We start from the raw sequence: 23283 nt of genomic DNA on the forward strand, positions 1-23283 counted from the left end.
TTGAAAGCTTGAAAATGAGGAAGGGAGCCCGCCCCGGAACCATGCCGGGTCCGGGCTCGTGTCGGCGTCGATCAGGCGGCGGCGGCCTGCGCCTCGATCTCGGCGTGGAAGGCCCAGTCGATCCAGGGCATCAGCGCGACAACGTCGGCGGTCTCGACCGTGGCGCCGCACCAGATCCGCAGGCCCGGAGGCGCATCGCGGTAGGCCCCCAGATCAAGCCCGACACCCTCTTTCTCGAGGCGCTTCTGCACCGCCTTGGCGAACGCCGCCCCGTCCGCGATCCGCGAATCGGTGAACTTCAGGCACACCGATGTGTTGGAGCGGATCGCCGGGTCAGCCGGAAGGAACTCGATCCAGTCGGTCTTCTCGACGAAATCCGCGATGGCTGCGGTATTCGCATCGGCGCGTCCGATCATGCCTCGAAGCCCGCCCACGGACGTCGCCCAGTCGAGGGCGAAGAGGTAATCCTCGACGCAGAGCATGGACGGGGTGTTGATCGTCTCGCCGCGGAAGATCCCCTCGTTGAGCTTGCCGCCCTTCGTCAGGCGGAAGATCTTCGGCAGCGGCCAGGCCGGGGTGTAGCTCTCGAGCCGCTCCACGGCGCGGGGCGACAGGATCAGGACGCCGTGCGCCGCTTCGCCGCCGAGGGCCTTCTGCCAGGAGAAGGTCACGACATCGAGCTTGTCCCAGGGAAGGTCCTGCGCAAAGGCGGCCGAGGTCGCGTCGCAGAGCGTCAGGCCCTCGCGGTCCGCCGGAATCACGTCTCCGGAGGGGACACGAACGCCGCTCGTGGTTCCGTTCCACGTGAAGCAGACGTCCCGGCTCCAGTCGAGGGACGCGAGGTCGACGATCTCGCCGTACTCCGCCTCATGGACGGTCGCATCGAGCTTGAGCTGCTTGACCGCATCGGTGACCCAGCCGGCGCCGAAGCTCTCCCACGCAACCATCTCGACCGGGCGCGCGCCCAGCATGGTCCACATCGCCATCTCGAAGGCGCCGGTGTCGGAGCCCGGAACGATGCCGATGCGATAGTCTTCGGGAACTTCGAGAACCTCCCGCGTCCTGTCGATCGCCAGCTTCAGTCGCTCCTTGCCGATCGCGGCACGGTGAGACCGTCCGAGCGACGCAGAGCTCAGCTTCGACACATCGTATGTGGGGGGTTTGGCGCAGGGGCCGGACGAAAAACGCGGATTGGCCGGCCGCGTGGCCGGAGCATCGTGTGCCATTGGTGCTACCCTTCCAGATAAGCGCCCCTCGTTGGGGAGGGGTGTCCCGCCGCCGGACATACATCACGGCCGCACGGTTGCAAGTGCCTATCTCGGAAACGGCCCCTTCGGCCTCCGGGGTGAGCCGAATAGTCCCGCCGGAGGCGTCCGCCGATCTGGACCCCGCCCCGGCGGCGCGCGTAGAAAGCGCCCTGCCGCACAAAGCCCTCCGGAGGCGCCTTCCATGTTCGTCGTCACGCTCCTGACCAGCCCGAAAGACCCCGTCCTCGATCCCGCCCTCGTCCATTCCCTGCGCGATGCGATGGGCGGCGGGGACGCGGTCTGGCTCGCGCCGGACGAAGCCGCGGAGTTCAGGGTCCCCGCTCTGCCCGGCAATCGCTGGGAGATCTGGGACGAGCTTCAGGCCAGCGGCGTGGACATGTGCGTTCAACCCGGCAAGGGGCGCCGCAAACGTCTTCTTATCGCGGACATGGACAGCACGATGATCGAGCAGGAATGCATCGACGAGCTGGCGGACATGGCCGGCGTCGGCCCCCATGTCTCGGAGATCACGGCCCGTGCGATGAACGGCGAGCTGGATTTCGAGGGCGCTCTGCGCGAGCGCGTCGCACTGCTGAAGAACCTTCCCGAGAGCGTCATCGGCGAGGTGCTGGACAGCCGCATCACCCTCGCTCCCGGTGGCCGCACGCTCGTCTCGACGATGAAGAGGGACGGCGCCGAGACGCTTCTGGTCTCGGGCGGCTTCACCGCCTTCACCGCCCGCATCGCGAGCCTCCTCGGCTTCGACAGGAACCGCGCCAACACGTTGCTGGCGGAGGATGGGCGCCTGACGGGCGAGGTCGCCGAGCCGATTCTGGGACGTCAGGCCAAGGTGGACGCACTGACCGAGGTCACGGCGGAGCTTGGCCTCACCCCGGGGGACGCCATCGCCGTCGGCGACGGGGCGAACGATCTGGGGATGCTCCACCTCGCGGGCTCCGGCGTCGCCCTTCATGCCAAGCCCGCGGTCGCCGCGGAATGCGAGCTGCGCATCAACCACGGCGATCTGACCGCCCTGCTCTACCTGCAGGGCTACGCGAAAGCTGAGTTCGCCTGACCCCTGACATCACGGACCGACGCCGCCTTGCGCCATCGCCGCCCACTTGCCCGCGCGGCGCCTGCCCTGTATGCCCTCCCGTCGTCAGCCTCAGGAGCGAAAGCCATGGACAAGTTCACCACCCTGACCGGCATCGCGGCGCCGCTGCCGATGATGAATGTCGACACCGACATGATCATTCCCAAGCAGTTCCTAAAGACAATCAAGCGCTCCGGGCTCGGCAAGAACCTGTTCGACGAGATGCGCTTCGACGATGACGGCCACGAGATCGACAGCTTCGTGCTGAACAAGCCCGCCTACCGGGACGCGGAGATCCTCGTCGCCGGCGACAATTTCGGCTGCGGCTCCTCGCGCGAGCATGCGCCGTGGGCCCTGCTCGATTTCGGCATCCGCTGCGTCATCGCACCGTCGTTCGCGGACATCTTCTTCAACAACTGCTTCAAGAACGGCATCCTGCCCATCGCCCTGCCGCAGGAGCAGGTGGACGCGCTGATGAAGGATGCCGAGAAGGGCGCGAACGCCCGGATGACCGTCGATCTCGAGGCCCAGACGGTCACGACGTCGGACGGGGAGGTGTTCTCCTTCAAGGTCGACAGCTTCAAGAAGCACTGCCTCCTCAACGGGCTGGACGACATCGCCCTGACCTTCGAGAAGGTCGCCGCGATCGATGCCTTCGAGGGAACGGCCTCCCAGGCGCGCCCCTGGGTCTGATTGCCTTACGGTTGGCCCGCGCCGTGTCTCAGACGTCGTGGCGCGGCGCCTTTCCTGAAGGGGCGGCATAGGGCCGGGTGACGTCCCTCAGCGACACGTCGAGACATTCGACGTCGAGCGCGACGGCCCCGTCCCCCGCCAGCATCAGAATCAGCCGGCCGGTCCCGTCCTCCCCCGGCTCGAAGCCGATCGACAGGAGCGACAGGACCAGATCCGGGTCCGACCGATCGATGCCCGTGGTCTTCGCCCCGACCATGTCCTCGACCAGAAGCAGGCTCTGGACCCGCTCGAAGGGCCGCCCTTCGGCGCAGGCCGCATCGGCATCTTCCCAGCGGAACCGGTTGATCAGAGCGGCAAAGCGGCGCTTCGCCTTCTGGATGCGCATCTCGGTGATCGGGTAGACGGCATCCTGCACCAAGGCCGAGATCACCGGCAGTGACGCAGCATCCATCGCCTTGATGTAGAGCGGCATGTCGGAGGCCGGGCCGCCATCCTCGAACCGCGCATCGCCCTGCGGTGCACCGGAGGACTGACTGCGATCAGCCATCGTCCGGCTCCCGCCTGATCCGCGCGCCGCAGGCCCGGAGCTTCTCTTCCAGACGCTCGTAGCCGCGATCGAGGTGATAGACGCGCTTGACCTGCGTCTCCCCCTCCGCCGCGAGACCGGCGAGGACCAGCGACACCGACGCGCGCAGATCGGTCGCCATGACCGGCGCGCCCTTCAGACGCTCGACGCCCGTGACCGTCGCCGTGCCGCCATGCACGTCGATGGAGGCGCCCATCCGGATCAGCTCGGGCGCGTGCATGAAGCGGTTCTCGAAAATCATCTCTTCCAGCTTGCTCTTCCCCTCGGCCACGCAGAGCAGCGCCATCATCTGCGCCTGAAGGTCAGTGGGGAAACCGGGGAAAGGTTCCGTGCGAACGTCCACCGCCTTCAGCGGGCCGTTGCGGCGGGAGACGACGAGACCGTCCGCGCTCTCCTCGATATCCACGCCGGCCGCCTCCAGCTTGTCCGCGAACGCCGCGACCAACTCGCGGGAGCCGCCGACGAGTTCGACGCGTCCGCCGGTGATCGCGGGGGCCAGCATGTAGGTCCCGAGCTCGATCCGGTCGGCAATGACGGGATAGGTCGCACCGTGCAGGCTGTCCCGGCCCTCGATGGTGATCTCGGACGTGCCCTCGCCCTCGATCCGGGCCCCCATCGCGCGCAGGCAGCGGGCGAGGTCGGCGATCTCCGGCTCCCGCGCGGCATTGCGCAGGATCGTGGTGCCCTCCGCGAGAGTGGCGGCGAGAAGCGCGTTCTCGGTCGCACCGACGGAGACGAGCGGAAAGGTGAAGTCCGCGCCCTTCAGCCGCCCGCCAGGCGCACGGGCATGGACGTAGCCCTCCCTGAGGTCGAGTTCGGCGCCCATCGCCTCGAGTGCGCGCAGGTGCAGGTCCACCGGGCGCGCCCCGATGGCGCAGCCGCCCGGCAGGGAGACGGTGGCATGACCGTACCGCGCGAGCATCGGCCCCAGGACGAGGATGGAGGCGCGCATCTTGCGGACGATGTCGTAGTCCGCGGTATGGTTGTCCACCGAGGCTCCGGACATGGCGAGAACGTGCCCGCCCTGGAGCCCCGACACCTCGACGCCGAGCGATTGCAGGAGCGCCGTCATCGTGCGGATGTCCGACAGGAGCGGCGCGTTGGTCAGCGTCAGCGGCTCCTCCGACAGCAGCGCCGCCGGCATGAGGGCCAGGCACGCGTTCTTGGCTCCCGAAATCTCGATACGGCCTTCCAGCGGCACTCCGCCCTCGACGACAATCCTATCCATCCTGCTGCGATCCCTTTTCCGCGTTTGATCCGGCATCCGTCTCGCGGGATGCCTTGTCTGCCTCGTCAGTCGCCCCGGGCCCCTCGGCCGGCGAGCGCGGAGGCGCCTTGCGCCGCCGGAGATTCGCTCGGAGCGCCTGCTTGAGCCGCTCCGAGCGATCCGATGTGTTGCCTGACTTGCCCATCGCGGCGCATCTACGACGCCCTGCCCCCGGATGCCAAGCGATAGCGGAGCGGCGCGCCAGAAATCGCTTGCGCTCATGGCTGGAGACGGTAATACCCGCCCACGCTCCGGCGCCGCAGTAGCTCAGTGGTAGAGCGCACCCTTGGTAAGGGTGAGGTCGGGAGTTCAATCCTCCCCTGCGGCACCATCTACCCCCCCCTTACATTGACAAGCTCGGCGCGACCGCCCCCCTGCCCGCGCGCCGGCATGCGGCCAGAGGCGCGACATGCGCCCGGCCCGGCGAGAGCCGCCCGGGATGGGTAATTCCTGCCTTCTACCAAGGAATTTCCGTCTTTCCTCTCGGGGCCGCTGCCCGCAGCTTCCACAGCAAGAGCGTCAGACCAGCCGCTTCGGCCCCTCCTCGCGCCAGAGGCAGCGGGCGGGGTCCGGCCTTCTCGATGCGACGCCCCAGAAGCCAGGAAACGAGCATGACAATCGAAACAACCGACACCCTGATCGTCGGCGCGGGCCAGTCCGGGATCGCGATGAGCGAGCATCTGACGGAGATGGGCGTTCCGCACATCGTCCTCGAGCGCAACAAGGTCGCGGATCGCTGGAGATCGGAACGCTGGGATTCCCTAGTCGCGAACGGCCCCGCATGGCACGACCGGTTCCCGAACCTCGAATTCGACGATGTCGATCCCGACACCTTCCCCCCGAAGGAGCGCATGGCGCGCTATTTCGAGGAATACGCCCGGATGATCGACGCTCCCGTCCGCGAGGGCGTCGAGGTCAAGCGCGTGAGCAAGATCGAGGGCCGGCCGGGCTTCACCGTCCAGACGTCCGAGGGCGAGATCGAGGCTCGGCGGGTCGTCGCCGCGACGGGGCCGTTCCAGAAGCCCTTCTTTCCGCGGATCGTCCCCGAGGATGCGGGCATCGATCAGCTTCATTCCTCTAGCTACAAGAACCCCGACGCGCTCGCCGACGGCGCTGTCATGGTTGTCGGCGGCGGCGCGTCGGGCTGCCAGATCGCGGAGGAACTGCGCCGGTCGGGCCGCGAGGTCTACCTCTCGATCGGCGAGCATTACCGCCCTCCCCGCGCCTACCGGAACCGGGACTACGTCTGGTGGCTGGGTGTTCTCGGAAAGTGGGACGAGGTCACCATCGAGGCCAAGAAGAAGCACGTTGCCTTCGCCGTGAGCGGCTACGACGGCGGCCGCACCGTCGATTTCCGCCGCCTCGGCAACATGGGGATCACCGTCCTCGGCATGACGCAATCCTGCGAAGACGGCGTGCTAAAGATCGCGGACGATCTTGCCCGGAACATCAGCCAGGGCGACGACGCCTATCTCGACGTGCTGCGCGAGGCGGATGCCTATGTGGAGCGCAACGGGATCGACCTGCCGCCCGAGCCCGACGCCTGGACAATCGACGCGGACCCGGCCTGCATCGCCGATCCGATCCTCGAGGTCGACCTTGCGAAAGCCGGCATCCGCACGATCATCTGGGCGACGGGCTTCCGGTTCGACTTCAGCTGGCTGGACGTCAATGCCTTCCGCGAAGACGGCACGCCCTACCACAAGCGCGGCATCTCGGCGGAACCGGGGATCTACTTCCTCGGCCTGCCGGACCTGACCAACCGCGCCTCATCCTTCATCTATGGCTGCTGGTACGACGCGAAGTACATCGCGACCCATATCGGCGTGCAACGCAACTACACCGCCTACGAGAAGGCCTGAGGCGGCGCGCCCACGACCCGACGCCCGCAATGGGTGGGTCCGCGGGCGCTTTTCCGGCCGACCTGCCGCTGCCCTGCCCGAAGGAGACCCCATGCCGAACGTCATGTTCCTCAACGGCCCCAATGCCAATCTCTACGGGCTCGACCCGAACGGCACCTACGGGACCGACAGTTTTCCCCAGATCGAACGGGCCTGCATGGCGCGGGCCGAAAAGCTGGGCCTCACCCTCGATTTCCGACAATCGAACCACGAAGGCGTCCTCGTCGACTGGATCCAGGAGGCGCGGCAGAGCTGCGCCGGCCTGCTGATCAATGCCGCGGGACTGACCTATGGCTCGGTGCCGATCCTCGATGCGCTGATGGCGTTCGACGGACCGATCATCGAATGCCACATGAGCAACATCTGGAAGCGCGAGTCCTTCCGGCATCACTCCCTGATCTCGAAGACGGCGACCGGCGTGATCGCTGGCCTGGGCGTGCAGGGCTACCTTCTGGGTCTGACCGCGATGAGCGAACTGATCGCGGAGCCGCCGGCATGACGGACACGCTGGTCTTCTACAGTGGCCCCGACCCGTTCGACGACTGGCAGGACGCGCTTCGGCCCCACCTGGGCGGCGATGTTCGGATCGAGGAGGCCTCGCACGTGACGGATTCGGCCTCGGTCCGCTTCGCCCTCGTCTGGAATCCGCCCGCCGGGTTCTTCGACCGCTTCCCCAACCTCAAGCTCGTCATCAACCTCGGCGCGGGCGTCGACCGGCTCGTGGCGCGGGACGATCTGCCCGACGTGGCGATCACGCGGCTTTCCGATCCCGAGATGGGGCGGATGATGGCCGGCTATGTCCTCTTCGCGGTGCTGCGACACGCACGCGACATCCCCCATTACGAGGCCGCGCAGGCGCGCCGCGAATGGGCCTACCGCCACCCCCGCGCGATGGAGGACATCACCGTCGCGATCCTCGGGCTTGGCGAGCTCGGCGCCATGGCGGCGCTCGAGGTGGCACGGCAGGGCTGCGATACCCACGGCTGGGCCACGCGGCCCCGCGATCTGGAGGGGGTCACCGTCCATTCCGGTGAGGAGGCCCTGAGGCCGCTCCTGTCCCGCGCCGACATCGTGGTCAGCATGCTGCCCCTCACGCCCCGGACACGGCGGTTGCTGGATGCGGACGCCTTCGCCGCGATGAAACCGGGTGCGTCCTTCGTGAACGCCTCCCGCGGGGAGGTGGTGGACGAGGACGCGCTGGTGGACGCGCTCAGGTCCGGCCGGCTTTCCGGCGCGACGCTCGACGTGTTCGAGAGCGAGCCGCTCGCGCCCGATCACCCGCTCTGGACACTTCCGGGCGTTCTCATCACCCCGCATCTCGCCTCGACCGCGCTGCCCAGGAGCGCCGCCCCGCAGATCGCCCGGAATATCCGTGCCGTCCAAAGCGGCGGGAAACCCGTCAACGAGGTCTCGCGGACGCGCGGTTACTAGGCACTGGGTGAACGCCATGAAATTGGCTGGCTGGACAAGCCCCCGCCACGGGGGAGGAAATCAATTCGTTTCAACAAGATAGGTCGTCTGAAACGGTACAGCCTAAGCAGTAAGTTGAAATTTGCGAATACACCCGCGGCCCGTCCGTGCGCAGCCTTCGTCAGTGGCACCTGGCAGACAGCAAGAACCGAAGGCGGGCTATGACGGAACGAGGACGAGATCGGAGGGCCGCGCTCGCACTGCTCCCTGATCGTCGCCTGGGGCGTGGCCCCGCCCGGCCTGCCGGCGTGCGACCGAGCCCGCGCGGCGGGACCAGAGGTCCGGGTCCGGGCACCACTCAACGACTGCACACCAACAGGAGACCAGACATGAAACGTGCCTTCCTGACCGCAACGGCGCTGAGCCTTCTCGCTCCGGCCGCCCATGCCGAGACCCTCGTCGTCAGCAGCTGGGGCGGAAGCTTCCGCGACCTGATCGACCAGACCATCGCCGAGAAGTTCACCGAGGAAACCGGCGTCGAGGTCGAGTTCATCACCGGCGGCACCATCGACCGGCTGAACCAGGCAAAGCTCAGCCGGGACATGCCCGAGAGCGACATCACGTTCACGACGTCGCATATCGGATGGCTCTACAACAATGACGGGCTGTTCGAGGAGCTCGACATGTCGATGATCCCGAACGCCGAGAACCTCGTAGAACAGGCGAAGATAAGCCCGTCGCATATCGGTGCATGGGCCTACGTCTACACGATCGGTTACCTGCCGGACGCGATCCCCGAAGGCATCACCTTCGACAGCTGGGAAGACCTCTGGTCGCCCGAGCTCGAAGGCATGGTCGCCGCGCCGGACTTCGACCCCTCCCACATCATCGCCGTCGCCGCCGAGCTCGAAGGGGTCGATATCGAGAACTGGATGGAAGCCACGGACAAGCTCGAGGCGCTGAAGCCCAACTTCAAGGCGTTCTACACCAACGATGCGAACTCCCAGCAGCTGCTCTCCAGCGGCGAGACGCCGGTCCAGATCATCCTGTCGATGAACGCCTATTACATGCAGTCCCAGGGCCTCGACGTGCAGCTCGCGATCCCGGAGGAAGGCGCCGTTCTCGGCATCGACACGATGGGCATCACCGCCGGCACCGACAAGCTCGACCTGGCCTACCAGTTCATCAACGCCGCCCTCGACCCCGAAGTCCAGGCGGAGATCGCCGAAATCAAGAAGGGGAGCCCGGTCATCTCCAATGCCGAGCTTCCGGACGAGCTGGCGTCCCTGCCCGGCATCTTCACGACGCCCGAGGAGTGGGACAGCCAGACGCTGATCATCCCCCACGAACTGCGCGCCGAGAAGACCGCCGAATGGCGCCAGTGGTTCACCGAGAACATGATCGCGAACTAAGGCCCCGCCCCCGGTCCCGGCGGCAAGGGCCGCCGGGATCCCTCCTTCCCCAGACGAGCGGACGCAAGATGCAGAAGCGACCTTTCCTTGGATGGTTCACCACGCCCGCGGTCCTGATCGCCTTCGGCATCGCGGCCTCGTTCCTTGCGATCGTGCAATACAGCCTTCGCGCCCACGTGCCCGGCTCCCTTGATCCGGGCGGCTTCACGCTCGACAACTTCACGACGCTCTGGAAGGCGATCTACGGCCAGGCCTTCGTCAACACGGTCATGCTCTGCGTCTGGACGGCGCTCTTCACGCTCCTGATCGGCTATCCGCTGGCCTACGCTCTGGTGCGCACGAAGAACGCCGCGATCCGCAGCTCCATCCTGCTGATCTCGCTCACGCCGCTGTTCCTCGGCGAAATCGTGCGGACGTATTCGTGGATCATCGTGCTCGGCAACCGCGGCTTCCTGAACGGCCTTCTGATGAGCGCCGGGATCATCGATCAGCCCATCGACTTCATGTTCACGATGCTTGGCGTGGTGATCGCCCTGGTGCACTTCACCCTGCCCATCGTCGTGGTGATGCTGGCCGCCGCGCTCGCCCATATCGACCGGAACCTCGAACGCGCCGCGACCTCCCTCGGCGCCGGCCGCATCCGCGCCTTCTTGACCGTCACCCTGCCGCTTTCGACGCCCGGCATCGTCGCCGCGACGTCCACGGCCTTCGCGTGGACGTTCTCGGCCTTCGCGACGCCCCAGATGATCGGCGGCGGTCAGGTGCAGACGATCTCGACCCTCGTCTACCAGGTCGGCTTCGCATCCTTCAATTTCCCGCTCGCCGCCTCCCTCTCCCTTGTCGGCCTCGTCGTCACCGTCGCGGTCCTGGCCGTCTTCAACATCGGCATTCGGCGGCTCGAGCGGATCGGAGCGCATTGATATGAAGAAATCCTTCCTCGACAGGCTGCTCGACTGGGCCGGACGGATCGTCATCGCCCTGATCCTCGGCTTCATCCTCCTGCCCTTCCTCGTCGTCGCCATCGCCTCGCTGAACGAGAGCGCGATCCTGTCCTTCCCGCCGAAGAGCCTATCGCTGCACTGGTACGCCAACGCCTTCGAGTACCGCGACTTCGCGGACGGCCTCGTGAACTCGCTGAAGGTCGCGGCCATCGGCGCCGTCATCGCGATGATCGTGGGATCAGGCTTCGCCTATGCGCTCGACCGGTACGAGTTCTCGCTGAAATCGGTGCTGAACGGCATTCTGATGTCTCCGCTGATCATCCCCAACTTCACGATCGGCCTCGGCCTTCTGATCCTCGCGGCGTCGGCCTCCCTGCCGCGCTCGCTCTGGCTGGTGGTGAGCGTTCACGTCATCATCGTGCTGCCCTTCGTGGTGCGCTCGGTCTACGTCTCGCTGCGCAACTTCGACCGCGCCTACGAGAGCGCCGCCGAAAGCCTCGGCGGCTCGCCGCTCCACGTCCTGCTCACGATCACGCTGCCGCTCCTCGTACCGGGCCTCGTCTCGGGCGGGCTCTTCGCGGCGATCCTGTCCTTCAACGAATTCACCGCGTCGCTCTTCGTGGTGAACCAGCGCACGCAGACGCTGCCCGTCGCGATGTACAACTACGTCCGCGAATATGCCGACCCGACCCTTGCCGCCGTCTCGGTCATGTACGTGATCGTCGTCGCGGCGATGCTGCTCATCGTCCACAAAGTCTTCCGCCTCGAAAAGGTCCTCAATGTCGAGTGAGATCGCAACCGCCGTTCCGCCGGAACAACGGACCGACACCGCCGTCCAGATCGACGGGGTTCGCAAGTCCTTCTCCGGTACCGTCGCCCTCGAACCCGTCTGGCTCAAGATCCGCCGCGGCGAGTTCCTGACCCTGCTCGGCCCGTCCGGCTGCGGCAAGACAACGCTGCTCAACCTGATCGCGGGCTTTCTGGACGCCGACAAGGGCGAGCTCTTCATCGACCGGAGCCTCGTCACGCAGGTACCGCCGCACAAGCGCGAGATCGGTATCGTCTTCCAGAACTACGCGCTCTTCCCGCACATGAGCGTGGCGCAGAACGTCGCCTACGGGCTTCGGACACGCCGGGTCTCGAAGGCGGAGACGGAGGCGCGGGTCCGCGAGACGCTTGCCCTGGTGAAGCTGGAGGATTTCGCGGATCGCCGGCCCCGCCAGCTTTCGGGCGGCCAGCAGCAGCGCGTCGCCCTCGCCCGCGCCCTCGTGATCCGGCCCCGCGTCCTGCTGCTCGACGAGCCGTTCTCCGCGCTCGACCGCAACCTGCGCACCGCGATGCAGGTCGAGCTGAAGGAGATCCAGTCCTGTCTCGGCCTGACCACGGTCTTCGTCACCCATGACCAGAGCGAGGCCCTCAGCATGTCGGACCGGATCGCGGTGATGTCCCGCGGGCGCATTCGTCAGATCGGCAGTCCGGGCGAGATCTACGACCGGCCGCAGAACCGTTTCGTCTCTACCTTCGTGGGCGATGCGAACCTCTTCGACGCGACCCTCCTCGAGACGAGCGGCGACGCTGCGAGCATCGATGTCGCCGGCACGCGGGTGTGGCTCAGGACCTATCAGGACGAGATGCCGGAGCCGGGCGCCGTGACCCTCTTCGTCCGCCCCGAGAAGTGCCGTCTGACCAGAGCGGGTCAGGCGGGCACCCTTCCCGCGACGGTCGCGCTTTCTGTCTACCAGGGCAGCCATGCCGAGCTGCACCTCGACTGCTCCGCCGCCAGGGACGGCCGCGTGATGCTTCGCGTTCCGGCGAGCGAGGCGCTGCCCGTCGGCACCGCTGTCGGAATAGCGCTGCCGGATGCGGGGGCCGCCCTCTACGCGATGGAAGGAGAGACCGAATGAGCGCCAGAATGCAGGCCGTGATCGCCCGGGGCGCCGGTGGCCCGGAGGTGCTGCAGCTGGTCGAGCGGGACGTGCCCGCTCCCGGCCCCGGCGAGGTGCTGATCCGCACGGCCGCCGCCGGCGTGAACCGACCCGACATCATGCAGCGCACCGGCGCCCTGCCCGCCCCGCCGGATGCGTCCGACGTTCTGGGGCTGGAGGTCGCTGGCGAGATCGCCCGCGCAGGCGAGGGCATGGATCCCGGCCTCGTGGGACAGCGCGTCATGGCGCTGGTCAAATGCGGCGGCTACGGGAGCCACGTCATCGCGAGGGCCGACCAGTGCCTGAGGGTCCCCGAGGGACTGAACCTCGAGGAAGCGGCGGCGCTGCCCGAGGGCCTCTTCACCATCTGGCACAATCTCTTCGACCGCGGCGCGCTGAAGCCGGGCGACACCGTCCTGATCGAAGGCGGGGCCGGCGGCATCGGCACGCTCGCAACGCAGCTTGCCATCGCATGGGGCGCGCACGTGATCGCCACCGCGGGCGGCCCCGAGAAATGCGCGAGGCTCGAGCAGATGGGCGCCCGCGCCATCAATTACCGCGAGGGGGACCTCGAGGCCAACGTGATGCGGCTGACCGGCGATGCGGGCGTGGACGTCGTGCTCGACATCCTCGGCGGCGATGCGGTCAACAAACACCTCGCCTGCATGGCGCCGGGCGGCCGGCATATCGGCCTGTCCTTCATGTCCGGCATGATGGCGCCGGTGAATCTCGGCCTCGTCATGCGCAAGGGGCTATGGCTCAGCTCCTCGACCCTGCGGCCAAAGAGCGATGCGGAGAAGGCGTCGATCGCCGCGTCGGTGCGGACCCACCTTCTGCCGCTCCTCGGCGCGGGGAAGGCCCGCCCGGTCATGTCCGACGCATTTCCGCTGACCGAAGCGGCCGCCGCGCACGAATTGCTGGAAAGCGGGACGAATGTCGGAAAGATCGTCCTTACATTTGAGGAGGACACAACGCGATGAGACTATCTCTTTATTGGGGCCCGGCCTCTCCCTTCGTTCGCAAGGTCATGGTCGCGGCCCACGAGCTCGGGCTCGAGGGCAGCATCGAATTGCTGGAGAGCGCGGCGAACCCCGTCGAGCGGGACGCGCGCATCAAGGCGTTCAACCCGCTGGCCAAGGTGCCGGCCGCGCAGGCGGGCGACGGTACCGCGCTCTATGACAGCCGGGTGATCTGTGAATATCTGGACACCGAAGCCGGCGGCAGCCTCTTCCCCCCGGCCGGCCCCGCCCGCTGGACGGCGCTCCGCCGGCAGGCCCTGGCGGACGGGGTGCTCGATGCGGCCCTGCTGGTCCGCTACGAAACCCTGATCCGCCCCGAAGCGCATCGGTGGCCGCTCTGGATCGAGAAGCAGCACGAGAAGGTCTCGGACGGCCTGGGCGCGATGGAGGCCGACCTGCCGGAGCCGGACTGCCACGACATCGGCGCCATCAGCTATGCCTGCGCGCTCGGTTGGCTGGATTTCCGCTTCGGCGAGATCGGCTGGCGGGATGGCCGCTCCGCCCTCGCCGAGTGGTATGCCGGCTACGAGACCCGCCCCGCGCTGGTGGCCACCCGCCCCGGCGCCTGACGTCCATTCCCGGGCACACGCCTTCCCCTTTCCAGACGAAAGCCACCTGACATGACGCATCTCCGTCACCGCAAGTTCAACACCAAGGACACCTACCCCGAGCAGAAGCTCGACAACGATCTGTGCCAGGCGGTGGTCGCCAAAGGCGGCACGACGATCTTTCTGCGCGGTCAGTGCCCGCAGGATCTCGACACCGCCGAGAACATCGCCGGCAACGACCCGGTGGAGCAGACCCACAAGGTCATGGGCAACATCCGGCAGCTCGTCGAGGAATGCGGCGGGGAGATGGGCCACGTCACCAAGCTGGTCGTCTACCTGACCGACGTGCGTCACCGCGAGGCGGTCTACCGAACGATGGGCGAGTACATCAAGGGCGTCTTCCCGGTCTGCACCGGGCTCGTCGTCGTCGCCCTCGCCCGGCCCGAATGGCTGGTCGAAATCGACGCGACGGCCGTCATCCCGGACTGACGCCGCCGCAAGAACCGAAGTCTTGGGGGCCGGCCGCCCCCCCCTTGGGAGGATACATGACCTTTTCCATCGTCGGACACTGCACGGACACGGACATGTTCGGCATCGCGATTTCCTCGTCGTCCCCCGCCGTCGCCGCGCGATGCTCCTTCGCACGCGCCGGCGTCGGCGCGGTTGCATCGCAGAACGTCACCGATCCCCGGCTCGGCCCGCACGCGCTTGACCTGATGGAGCGCGGCGCGAGCCCGTCGGAAGCGCTGTCGATCATCGAGCGCAGCGGCTCCCACATGGCCTATCGCCAGCTCCTCGCCGTCGGGCGGTCGGGCGAGAGCGCGATCTATTCGGGCGGCCAGGTGCTCGGCCTGTGGTCCGAGGCGGAGGGACGGGACGCGGCTGCCGCCGGGAACCTCCTTGCCGATGCCGGCGTGCCCGAGGTCATGCTACAGAGCTTCGCCGCGAGCACCGGCCACCTCGGAGCCCGCCTGATCGGCGCCCTCCGCGCGGGCCTCGATGCGGGCGGAGAGGCAGGACCCGTCCATTCCGCCGGGCTCCTCGTGGTGGACAAGCAGGCCTGGCCGCTCGCCGAACTGCGTATGGACTGGACGGAAGACTGCCCCATCGCGGCGCTGGAGGCGGCCTATGCCGTCTACGCGCCCCAGATGAACGATTACGTCACACGGGCCCTCGACCCACGCGATGCGCCGTCCTACGGAGTGCCCGGGGACGATTGACCAGATCCACCGCGGGGCTGGCCGCGCGCCGGCCCGACGGGGGGATCACGACCGGTAAAAGGTCTGCCATGCCGCTGCGATTCACCCTCAGGCAACTGGAATATTTCATCGCCGTCGGCGAGGCGGGCAGCATCGCGCTCGCGGCGGAGAAGGTGAATGTCACCGCGCCTTCCATGTCCTCCGCGATCGCCCAGCTCGAAGCGGGGTTCGGCGTTCAGCTCTTCACCCGCCGGCATTCGCAGGGCTCGGTCCTGACCCCCGTCGGCGAGCGCTTCATCGAGCAGGCCCGCGCGGTCCTCGAGGCGGCGGACAAGCTCAACGACATGGCCAACATCTACACCGGCAGCGTGCGCGGCTCGCTGCGGGTCGGCTGTCTGCGAACCTTCGTGCAGTTCATGGTGCCGCAGCTGCGCCGCCGGTTCGAGGACAAGTACGAGAACGTCGATTTCAGCCAGGTCGAGCTCGACCAGGCGCAGATCTTCGACGGCCTGCTCTCCGCCCGCATCGACGTCGCGCTGACCTACGACATGTCGGTGCCGAGCGACATCGACTTCCGGCCGCTCCGCGCCCTGCCTCCCTTCGTGATGGTGGATATCGATCATCCCCTCGCCGGACGACGGGACCTGACCGTCGCGGACCTCGTGGAGCACGACATGGTCCTGCTCGACATGCCCCACAGCTCCGACTACTTCCTGTCGCTCTTTCGCGCCCATGGACACCGGCCGCGCATCGCCGAGCGCACGAGCGAGATCTCCGTGCAGCGCAGCCTCGTGGCGAACGGTTTCGGCTTCGGCATCTCCAACATGCGGACGGTGTCCGAGGGATCGATGGACGGAAAGCTGCTCCAGTTCATCCCGCTGCGAACCGAGATCCCGCCGCTGCAGCTCGGCATCGCCATGTCCCGCGCGGCCCACGTCTCCCGCACGATCCAGGCCTTCATCGACCATTGCCACGAGGCCGCAGATACGGGGAACCTGCCGGGTCTTCTGGTCTGACGGGGCCGCGCGGTTCCGCGCCGGTCGTGCGTGCCCCGCGAAGCCCCGCGCCGCCAAGGGGGCGCTTCCGCCGGTCCGGGGCCCGGCCTCCCGGCGCCGGATCAGGCTTTCACCATCTCATCGAGCGCCCGGCCGATGGTGCCGGCGTCATAGGGCTTCGTGAGGAAGCGGGCGTGCGGGAATTCCTCGACGATCGCCGGCTCCGGGCCGTAGCCGGTAGCGAAGATGAAGGGTATTTTCCGCTCCGACAGCACCCGCGCGACCGCCAGCGACGTGCCGGTGCCGAGGTTCACATCGAGAAGTGCGAAGGTCACGTCCCGGCTCTTGAGTTCGGCCAGCGCGGACTCCACCGAGGGCACCGCGACCACCCCGTCCGCCCCGAGAGACAGCAATGCCTCCTGCGCGTCCATCGAGATGATGAGGTTGTCCTCCAGAAGCAGAACGACCCCGCCGAGGCGCGCAGGCGCGATGCCCTCGGGCAGGTTCCCGGTTGCCGGCAGGGACGCCTCCTCCGTCGCCCTCCCGGCAACGAACCGGCTCGGCACACCGAAATGCGCCTTGAAGCCCGTCAGCGCGTAGTCGACGTCGGCCTTGCCGTGAAGCTCGAACGGGATCGAGCGCTCGATGATGGTGGAGCCGAAGCCCCTCCTGGTCGGCGGCGCGACCGGCGGGCCGTCCCGCTCGGTCCAGTCGAGGGAGAGCGCACCGTCCGCCTCGAGCGTGGCGCGGATCGTGACCGTGCCGTGGCTGTCCGAGAGCGCACCGTACTTGGCGGAGTTCGTCACCAGTTCGTGGAAGACGAGCGCAAGGGTGGAGAAGCCCTGCGGCTCCAGCATCACGTCATCCCCCTGAAACCGGATGCGGCCCGCCTTGTCGCCGATGAAGGCCAGCGTTTCCGTGCGGATGAGCCCGGCGAGGGAAAGCGCGCCCCACGCGCCGACGGTCAGCTGATCGTGGGCCCGGGCCAGGGCCTGGATGCGCCCGCCCAGGACGTCCGTGAACTGCTCCACGGACCCGACGCCGCTGCGGCTCTGGGCCACGAGCCCCTGTATGAGGTTGAGGATATTGCGGACGCGGTGGTTGAGCTCGCTGATCAGCAGGTCCTGCTTGTTGCTCGCGCGCTCCCGCTCCTGCCGCGCATCGTCGCTCATCTTGAGAACGACCTCGAGGAGCGTCACCCGAAGCGATTCCGCCGCCCGCAACTCGCGCTCTCGCCACGGCCTGGAGCGGTCATGCACCACTTCCTGCCATGCCTCGAAGCTCTTGCGCGGCGTGAGGCGGATGCCGTTGGGACCCGTCTCCACCGGTTTTTCGGGGTTGCCGGCCCAGGTCACCGTCTGCGCGATGGGCCGCCGGAAGAGGACGATGTAATCTCTCGGGGACCGCGAGACCGGAAGCGCCAGGATCCCGGCGGCGCGGTCTCCGAAATTCTCCGCCTTGTCGTAGACGCCGGCAACATGATCCGTGGCGAAGACGCGGCTCGCGCCGGCCGTGTTCAGGAACCGGGCGAGCCCGAGGAATTCCTCCCGCGTCGGCGTCGAGCCGAAGGCCTCGAAAGCGCCCTCCGAGTAAAGGACGATGCCGTCGTGGGGGATGACCTCCGAAATATCTCCGGCGAGATCGCTGAAGGTGCTGCTGAGGGAATTGCCGGAGGAGAGGGTGGTCAGGATGACGTCGTGCAGCTCCCGCGCGGTCTCCGCGAGGGACAGCTCCGCGTCCTGCCACCTCTGCGCCAGTTCGTACGAGAAGAGCTGCCCGAAGAGTTCCGCCGCGGTGCGCGTCTCGACGTCGACGGCGCGAGGGTCCTTGCCGTGGCAGGCGATCAGCCCCCAGAGCTTGCCGCGCACGATGATCGAGATCGACATGGAGGCGCAGACGCCCATGTTCTTCAGGTATTCGATATGGATCGGCGAGACCGCGCGCGTCGCGGCCATGGACAGATCGAGCGGCTGTCCGTCGGCGCCGATCCGGGGGACGATCCCGTGCGTCGGCGCATCGACATCCGCGATGAGGCGGATGCGGTTGCGCAGGTAGAGCGCCCGGGCCTGTTTCGGAATGTCGCTCGCGGGGTAGCGCAGTCCCATGAACGGATCCATTCCCCGCGTCGTCGCCTCGCCCACGACCTCACCCGTCTCGTCCTCGTGGAACTGGTAGACCATGACCCGGTCGAACCCGGTGAGCGCCTGAACGCAGCGCGCGGTATCGTTGAAGAAGCGCCGTTCGTCGGTGAGGCCGCTGAGCCGCGCGATCAGCGAGCGCACGGTGGACGCGGTGTCGGTCCGCCGCTTGCTGCCGGCGCGCTCGAACTCCACGATGATCGCCTGCGGGCTGACGTTGACCAACAGGTCGAACAGCTGCCCGTCGCCCAGTGCATCGACGGCGAAGATGCGCGATCCCTCCCCGTGGCGACCGGAGACCTGCACCTCGCCGCGGATGTGGTGAAGCCCCTCCCCGCCCAGAAGCTCCGACAGATGCGTGCCGACGAGATCCTCGGCTTCGCGGCCGAGGAACGTCTCCGTGTTCGCGGAGGCGTGGCGGATCATCCAGTCCGACGACAGGGCGAGAAGGCAGCCGAAATCCTGAACGTGACCGAGGAACTGAATGGGCTCCCGGTCGCAATTCGTAAGATCGACGGTGGTGTAGTCAGGCTGGCTCAAGGCGATCGGTCGTCCCGTGGCTGGCGTGCAAGGCAAAGATGGCGAAGATGGCGCGGGCATCGTCCAGGATCCGCGCCGCGCGAGGGCTTTCTGGATCCAGGGTGGCCAGAACGCCGAGGAGGCCTCTCCACTCCTCCCCCGGCCCGGTTTCGTCGAAAAGCGGCTCGTTTGCGGGTCCACCGGCCTCGATCCACTGCCGCTTCAGAACGCCGAGGCCGAACCGGGCCCCGAGAAAGACATAGCGGATCGCAAGCGGGTCGAATCCGCCCCGGGAAACACGCCCCGAACCGCCGCCTGCAAGCCGCGCGACCATGTCGAGGCACTCCGGCTCGGACCTGGCACCGCGGGCGAGACAGTCCGCCGACGCCCCTCTATGCGCAGCCAGAAAACCGGCGCGCCCCTCGGCGCCGGCGAGGTCGAAGCGGGAGAACGCCTCGTCCACCTGCGCGTGATCTTGCGCGGTGGCGGTCCTCAACAGGTGTCTCATGGTTACGTTCACGGCGACCCAACCTGCCTGCGCTCAGCGCGTTAAACAACAGCATCACGAGGCCCAAAGACCGCCTGAGCAAACCAGTTTAACCCGACGTCGCATGCCGGGCGCATTCGTCCTAGATCCAGACACCGGCGGAAAGAAGTTGCGTCGTGCCTCACGCCGGGTCACTATAGCGTCATTGATTGTAGTTTTAAGTGGGTCGTCAGATGGTGGGCCTGTTCAGACCGGCGACGTTGGTGCTGGTCCTCATTCTTTTTTTCTCCGGGAGTGGTGCGGCTTTGGCTAAGGACTTCATTCTCTGCTCGCCGGTCGACGGCCGCCTGGTCTCCGAAGACGGGGCCCCCGTTTCAGGCGCGGACGTGACCCGCGCATGGACCTGGGGCAAGAAGACCGGCGCGGATACCGTCACCACGGACCCATCCGGCGGCTTCAGCTTCGGCACCGTGACCGGACGGAGCTTCCTTGCCAGCCTGCTGCCCCACGAACCCGTCGTGGAGCAGGTTTTCACCGCGGTGGCGGACGGTTCCGCCACGACGATACTCACGCTCTACAAGCATGACTACAATCTGAACGGCGAGCTCGACGGAGCCCCTCTCCGCATGGAGTGCACCGCTGGAGCAGAGCCGGCTGCCGGAGGCTTTTTCTACGGCACCTGCCGCCCGATGGGCGACTGACCAAGGCCGGATCGGGCCTCTCGCCCGGCCCGGACAGACATATTTCCAGATCAACCCGTTTTTCCTCGGAGTTCAAAGGATGACACTGCTTTCCGGCGCCATGGCCGCGCAACTTTCCCAAGCCGTTTACAACCTCCGCATGAACGAGAACCTCGTTGCATCGATTGCCGGCAACAGCGCCAATAGCTCGATCCTCGACGCGTTCGACATCGACCAGAGCGCGACCCGTCTGACCGGTCGCTCCGGCGCATTCGTCCGGCCCGAAACGGGCTTCGGCATGCTGCTGAAGAAGCGCGGGACCCAAGGAGAATACGCCCTTGTCTGCCGCGGCACGCATTTCTCCTCCGGAGCGGACTGGGCCTCCAACTTCAACATCGCGCTCGACCGGGGGCCCGGGGGCTACCCCGTGCATGCCGGCTTCCACAGGGTCTACAAGTCCATGGCGTTGCAGGTGCGGGAGGCGCTTCGCGGCAAGAACCTCACGACGCTGCATGTCTGCGGACACTCCCTCGGCGGGGCCATCGCGACGATGTTCGCCGCCGAGTACGGCTTCGCCGAGCGGGCGGACGTCAAGCTCTACACCTTCGGCGCGCCGCGGGCGGGAACGGCGTTCTTCACCCGCCCGCTGACCCGCAAGCTCGGCACCCACAATGTCCGCCGTGTCTACGCGCTGGCCGATCCCGTGCCGATGATCCCGGTCTTTCCGTTCTGCCATCCAGAGGATTGCGACTATTCCGTCGACGGCGGGCAGGGCACGATCAGCGTCGACGCGCATTCGATGAAGCAGACCTACATCCCCGGAATGCCGGCCTCGGGCTGGCCGGTGCGGGTGAACGTTCCGAACTTCCACGATGTTAATTACTGGCTGAACAAGGCCGAGGGGCGGAACATGTTCTCCTCTGCCGCCTTCTGGGCGCTCGGCAAGGCGTTGAAGGGCATCATCGCCCTGGCGGAGGTCGTGCTCGGCAGCGTCCTGACCGCCGCGATGACCATTCTCGACCAACTCGCGGCGATGCTCGTCCACGCCGCCCGGCTCTCCGCGAAGATCGGCTCCTACCTCTTGCGCTTCGTGAAGGCGGTGATGAAATTCGTCGGCCGCAGCACGACCACGGCCCTGAACAGCTCGGCCGACGTGACCTCAGCCTTCCTGCGCTACGCGCTGGAGTTGATGATGCGCGGCGTGGGTGCCGCCGCCTCCCGAGCGGTCAACCTGCTGACGTGACCTGAGGCGGGGGCGCGCCGCACTCATTGCGGCGCGCCCCCCGCTTTCCTCACTGCTCGACCAGTTCCCAGGGCCGGGTATAGGCGCTGAGGGCCCGCTGGACATCTTCGGCGCCAGCGCCGTCCCCCACCTTCAGTCGCGCGACGAGACCGCGTTTCTTGTCCTCGACGACCTCGACCACCTCGGCGCCCACCCCGGCCTCGGACAGGGCGGCGTCGTAGACGCGGGCGATGGCCCGCTTGCGCAGCTCCGGCTTGAAGATCTTGCCCACCGCCGTCTTCGGCAGCTCGTCCATGATCTCGAGATACTTCGGCACCGCGGCCCGCTCGGAGATGCGGTCGCGCGCGAAATCCAGCAGCTCCGCTTCCGTCACCGTCGCGCCCTTGACGAGCTCGACATAGGCGCAGGGCAGCTCGCCCGAATGCGCGTCCGGCTGGCCGATGGCACCGCTGAGCGCGACCTCCTCATGGGCGGACAACGCTTCCTCGATCACGGCGGGATCGATGTTGTGACCGCCGCGGATGATGAGGTCCTTCGCGCGCCCGGTGATCCAGAGATAGCCATCCGCGTCGAGGCGCCCCAGATCGCCGGTCCTGAGATACCGATCGTAGTGGAACAGTTCCTTGTTCTTGGCCGCCTCGGTGTAGGTCGAGCCGGGGAAGACGCCCGGATTGGCGACGCAGATCTCGCCCACCACATCCGTCTCGCACTCGGTCACCTCGCCGCCCTTGTGCACCAGGATGCGAACGTCGGTATAGGGGAACGGCACACCCACGGAGCCGATCTTCTTCTCCCCCTCAACCGGGTTGATCGAGACGAGACAGGTCGCCTCCGTCAGGCCGTAACCCTCGCAGATCGTCACCCCCGTCGCCTTCTCGAACCGGCGGAAGAGTTCGACCGGAAGCGGGGAGGAGCCGGAGAAAGCGGTCTTGAGGGTGGACAGATCAGCATCCACCGGGCGCTGCATCAGTGCGGCGAAGGCGGTCGGAACGCCGACGACGAAGGTGACCTTCCAGCGCTCGACCAGCTTCCAGAAATTGTCGAACGTCCCCTCCCCGCGATAGCCGGCGGGTGTCGGGAAGACGACATGCGCGCCGGAGGAGAGCGCTGACATCAGGATCGGATACACCGCGAAGACATGGAAGACCGGCAGCGGGCAGATCACGACGTCCCGGTCGTCGAACAGCAGCTCGGAGCCGAGCCAGCCGTTGTAGATCATGCCCGAATGAAGGTGCTGGGCCACCTTGGGCATCCCGGTCGTACCGCCGGTATGGAAGTAGGCCCCGACACGGTCGCCATCACTTTCGGTGAAATCGAGCGCGCCCGCGTTCTGCGTCGCGATCGCCTTGCGGAACTCCTGGACGGTGGCGTTGTGGGTCGCCTTGTTCTTGGGACGGATCGCCGGGATGATGAGCTTCTTGAGGCCCGTCACGTAGCGCAGCAGATCGACTTCCAGAACGTGCTTCACGTTCGGTGCATGGGCGACGGCCTCGGCGGCCTTCTGGGCGACGTCGGTCTTGGGGAAGGACTTCAGCGTGACCAGAACCTTCGCCCCGGTCTCCCGCAGGATCGATGCGATCTGCTGCGGCTCAAGAAGCGGGTTGATCGGGTTCACGATCCCGGCCGTCGCGCCGGCCAGAAGCGTGACGACGGCCTCGTTGCAATTGGGCAGCAGGAACGCGACGGCGTCCGTTTCCCCGACGCCGAGGGAGCGGAAGAGATTGGCGGCCTGCGTGACCTGCGCCCGCAGCTCCTCCCAGCTGAGCGTCTCGGCCTTCGCGCCGGGATCCGAGAAGAGCTGGTAGCTGATCGCCGGCGCGGCGGCATAGGATCCTGCCGTCCGGGCCAGAAGGGCGTGGACGCTGACGGGGAGGTCGCGCGCCTTCCACGGCATTTCATCGGTGTAACGGCGCGCATCTGCGGCACTGGCGAACGGCATGCTGATCTCTCCTCCCAGAACCCCAGCAGGTGGCCGGGTTC

General features: G+C 67.1%; 22 protein-coding genes and 1 tRNA gene. 17 read left to right on the top strand and 6 right to left on the bottom strand.

Features of this window, described 5'->3' with window-relative positions; all coding sequences use genetic code 11:
- Nucleotides 1-71: 71 nt before the first annotated feature.
- Nucleotides 72-1226 (bottom strand): phosphoserine transaminase, encoded by a 1155-nt coding sequence (locus RM543_RS00195; RefSeq protein ID WP_311688489.1) that lies wholly within the window; start codon nt 1224-1226, stop codon nt 72-74.
- Nucleotides 1227-1449: 223 nt separating this feature from the next.
- Between RM543_RS00195 and serB the strand changes: the two genes are divergently transcribed.
- Together serB and leuD are read left to right on the top strand one after the other, a co-directional pair.
- Nucleotides 1450-2322 (top strand): phosphoserine phosphatase SerB, encoded by an 873-nt coding sequence (serB, locus tag RM543_RS00200; RefSeq protein WP_311688490.1) that lies wholly within the window; start codon nt 1450-1452, stop codon nt 2320-2322.
- Between the two features lie 105 nt (nt 2323-2427).
- The gene (leuD, locus tag RM543_RS00205) at nt 2428-3033 is read left to right on the top strand and encodes a 3-isopropylmalate dehydratase small subunit (RefSeq protein WP_311688492.1); all 606 of its coding nucleotides are present in this window, start codon (nt 2428-2430) and stop codon (nt 3031-3033) included.
- A gap of 28 nt (nt 3034-3061) precedes the next feature.
- Here the strand turns inward: leuD and RM543_RS00210 are convergent, their stop codons facing one another.
- Complete coding sequence (locus RM543_RS00210) at nt 3062-3580, bottom strand: DUF2948 family protein (protein WP_311688493.1); 519 nt, start codon at nt 3578-3580, stop codon at nt 3062-3064.
- Nucleotides 3573-4847: a UDP-N-acetylglucosamine 1-carboxyvinyltransferase gene (gene murA / locus RM543_RS00215; protein WP_311688495.1), complete on the bottom strand. Its 1275-nt coding sequence runs from the start codon at nt 4845-4847 to the stop codon at nt 3573-3575. Before murA ends, RM543_RS00210 begins: the two co-directional genes overlap by 8 nt.
- Before the next feature lie 295 nt (nt 4848-5142).
- Here murA and RM543_RS00220 point away from each other — a divergent pair.
- From RM543_RS00220 to RM543_RS00280, 13 genes are all read left to right on the top strand, one after another.
- Nucleotides 5143-5217: transfer RNA gene (locus RM543_RS00220), tRNA-Thr, on the top strand.
- A 280-nt stretch (nt 5218-5497) separates the two neighbouring features.
- The gene (locus RM543_RS00225; protein WP_311688497.1) at nt 5498-6748 is read left to right on the top strand and encodes a flavin-containing monooxygenase; all 1251 of its coding nucleotides are present in this window, start codon (nt 5498-5500) and stop codon (nt 6746-6748) included.
- A gap of 91 nt (nt 6749-6839) precedes the next feature.
- Nucleotides 6840-7286 carry a type II 3-dehydroquinate dehydratase gene (locus RM543_RS00230; RefSeq protein ID WP_311688499.1) on the top strand — a complete coding sequence of 149 codons (447 nt, stop codon included), beginning with the start codon at nt 6840-6842 and terminating at the stop codon, nt 7284-7286.
- Complete coding sequence (locus tag RM543_RS00235; RefSeq protein ID WP_311688501.1) at nt 7283-8218, top strand: 2-hydroxyacid dehydrogenase; 936 nt, start codon at nt 7283-7285, stop codon at nt 8216-8218. The genes RM543_RS00230 and RM543_RS00235 overlap by 4 nt, the downstream gene beginning before the upstream one ends.
- Before the next feature lie 368 nt (nt 8219-8586).
- Entirely contained in the window at nt 8587-9609 is a 1023-nt protein-coding gene (locus RM543_RS00240) for an ABC transporter substrate-binding protein (protein ID WP_311688503.1), read from the top strand.
- A gap of 68 nt (nt 9610-9677) precedes the next feature.
- Entirely contained in the window at nt 9678-10529 is an 852-nt protein-coding gene (locus tag RM543_RS00245) for an ABC transporter permease (RefSeq protein WP_311688505.1), read from the top strand.
- Between the two features lies 1 nt (nt 10530).
- Nucleotides 10531-11340: an ABC transporter permease gene (locus tag RM543_RS00250; protein WP_311688507.1), complete on the top strand. Its 810-nt coding sequence runs from the start codon at nt 10531-10533 to the stop codon at nt 11338-11340.
- A complete protein-coding gene (locus RM543_RS00255) occupies nt 11330-12454 on the top strand; it encodes an ABC transporter ATP-binding protein (protein ID WP_311688509.1) in 1125 nt (374 codons plus the stop codon). Before RM543_RS00250 ends, RM543_RS00255 begins: the two co-directional genes overlap by 11 nt.
- On the top strand, nt 12451-13455 hold the full coding sequence (locus RM543_RS00260) for an NAD(P)H-quinone oxidoreductase (protein WP_311688511.1): 1005 nt from the start codon (nt 12451-12453) through the stop codon (nt 13453-13455). Before RM543_RS00255 ends, RM543_RS00260 begins: the two co-directional genes overlap by 4 nt.
- Complete coding sequence (locus RM543_RS00265) at nt 13452-14063, top strand: glutathione S-transferase (protein ID WP_311688513.1); 612 nt, start codon at nt 13452-13454, stop codon at nt 14061-14063. Before RM543_RS00260 ends, RM543_RS00265 begins: the two co-directional genes overlap by 4 nt.
- Before the next feature lie 51 nt (nt 14064-14114).
- Entirely contained in the window at nt 14115-14531 is a 417-nt protein-coding gene (locus RM543_RS00270; protein WP_311688515.1) for a RidA family protein, read from the top strand.
- A gap of 56 nt (nt 14532-14587) precedes the next feature.
- Nucleotides 14588-15262, top strand: a complete 675-nt coding sequence (locus tag RM543_RS00275; RefSeq protein ID WP_311688517.1) for a DUF1028 domain-containing protein — start codon at nt 14588-14590, stop codon at nt 15260-15262.
- A 68-nt stretch (nt 15263-15330) separates the two neighbouring features.
- Nucleotides 15331-16257 carry a LysR family transcriptional regulator gene (locus tag RM543_RS00280; protein ID WP_311688519.1) on the top strand — a complete coding sequence of 309 codons (927 nt, stop codon included), beginning with the start codon at nt 15331-15333 and terminating at the stop codon, nt 16255-16257.
- Nucleotides 16258-16358: 101 nt separating this feature from the next.
- On the opposite strand, the gene RM543_RS00285 is transcribed toward RM543_RS00280, so the two are convergent.
- Nucleotides 16359-18914 carry an HWE histidine kinase domain-containing protein gene (locus RM543_RS00285; RefSeq protein WP_311688521.1) on the bottom strand — a complete coding sequence of 852 codons (2556 nt, stop codon included), beginning with the start codon at nt 18912-18914 and terminating at the stop codon, nt 16359-16361.
- Complete coding sequence (locus RM543_RS00290; RefSeq protein WP_311688523.1) at nt 18901-19401, bottom strand: heme oxygenase-like domain-containing protein; 501 nt, start codon at nt 19399-19401, stop codon at nt 18901-18903. Before RM543_RS00290 ends, RM543_RS00285 begins: the two co-directional genes overlap by 14 nt.
- Before the next feature lie 212 nt (nt 19402-19613).
- Between RM543_RS00290 and RM543_RS00295 the strand changes: the two genes are divergently transcribed.
- Both RM543_RS00295 and RM543_RS00300 read left to right on the top strand, forming a co-directional pair.
- Nucleotides 19614-20081, top strand: coding sequence for a DUF6795 domain-containing protein (locus RM543_RS00295; protein WP_311688525.1), 468 nt, complete (start codon nt 19614-19616; stop codon nt 20079-20081).
- A gap of 79 nt (nt 20082-20160) precedes the next feature.
- Nucleotides 20161-21303, top strand: a complete 1143-nt coding sequence (locus tag RM543_RS00300; protein WP_311688527.1) for a lipase family protein — start codon at nt 20161-20163, stop codon at nt 21301-21303.
- A 49-nt stretch (nt 21304-21352) separates the two neighbouring features.
- Here the strand turns inward: RM543_RS00300 and RM543_RS00305 are convergent, their stop codons facing one another.
- Nucleotides 21353-23242 carry an acyl-CoA synthetase gene (locus RM543_RS00305; RefSeq protein WP_311688529.1) on the bottom strand — a complete coding sequence of 630 codons (1890 nt, stop codon included), beginning with the start codon at nt 23240-23242 and terminating at the stop codon, nt 21353-21355.
- Nucleotides 23243-23283: the final 41 nt, after the last annotated feature.

Origin of the sequence: Tropicimonas omnivorans, assembly GCF_031846565.1 — a bacterium.
Taxonomy (GTDB): Bacteria; Pseudomonadota; Alphaproteobacteria; order Rhodobacterales; family Rhodobacteraceae; genus Tropicimonas_B; species Tropicimonas_B omnivorans.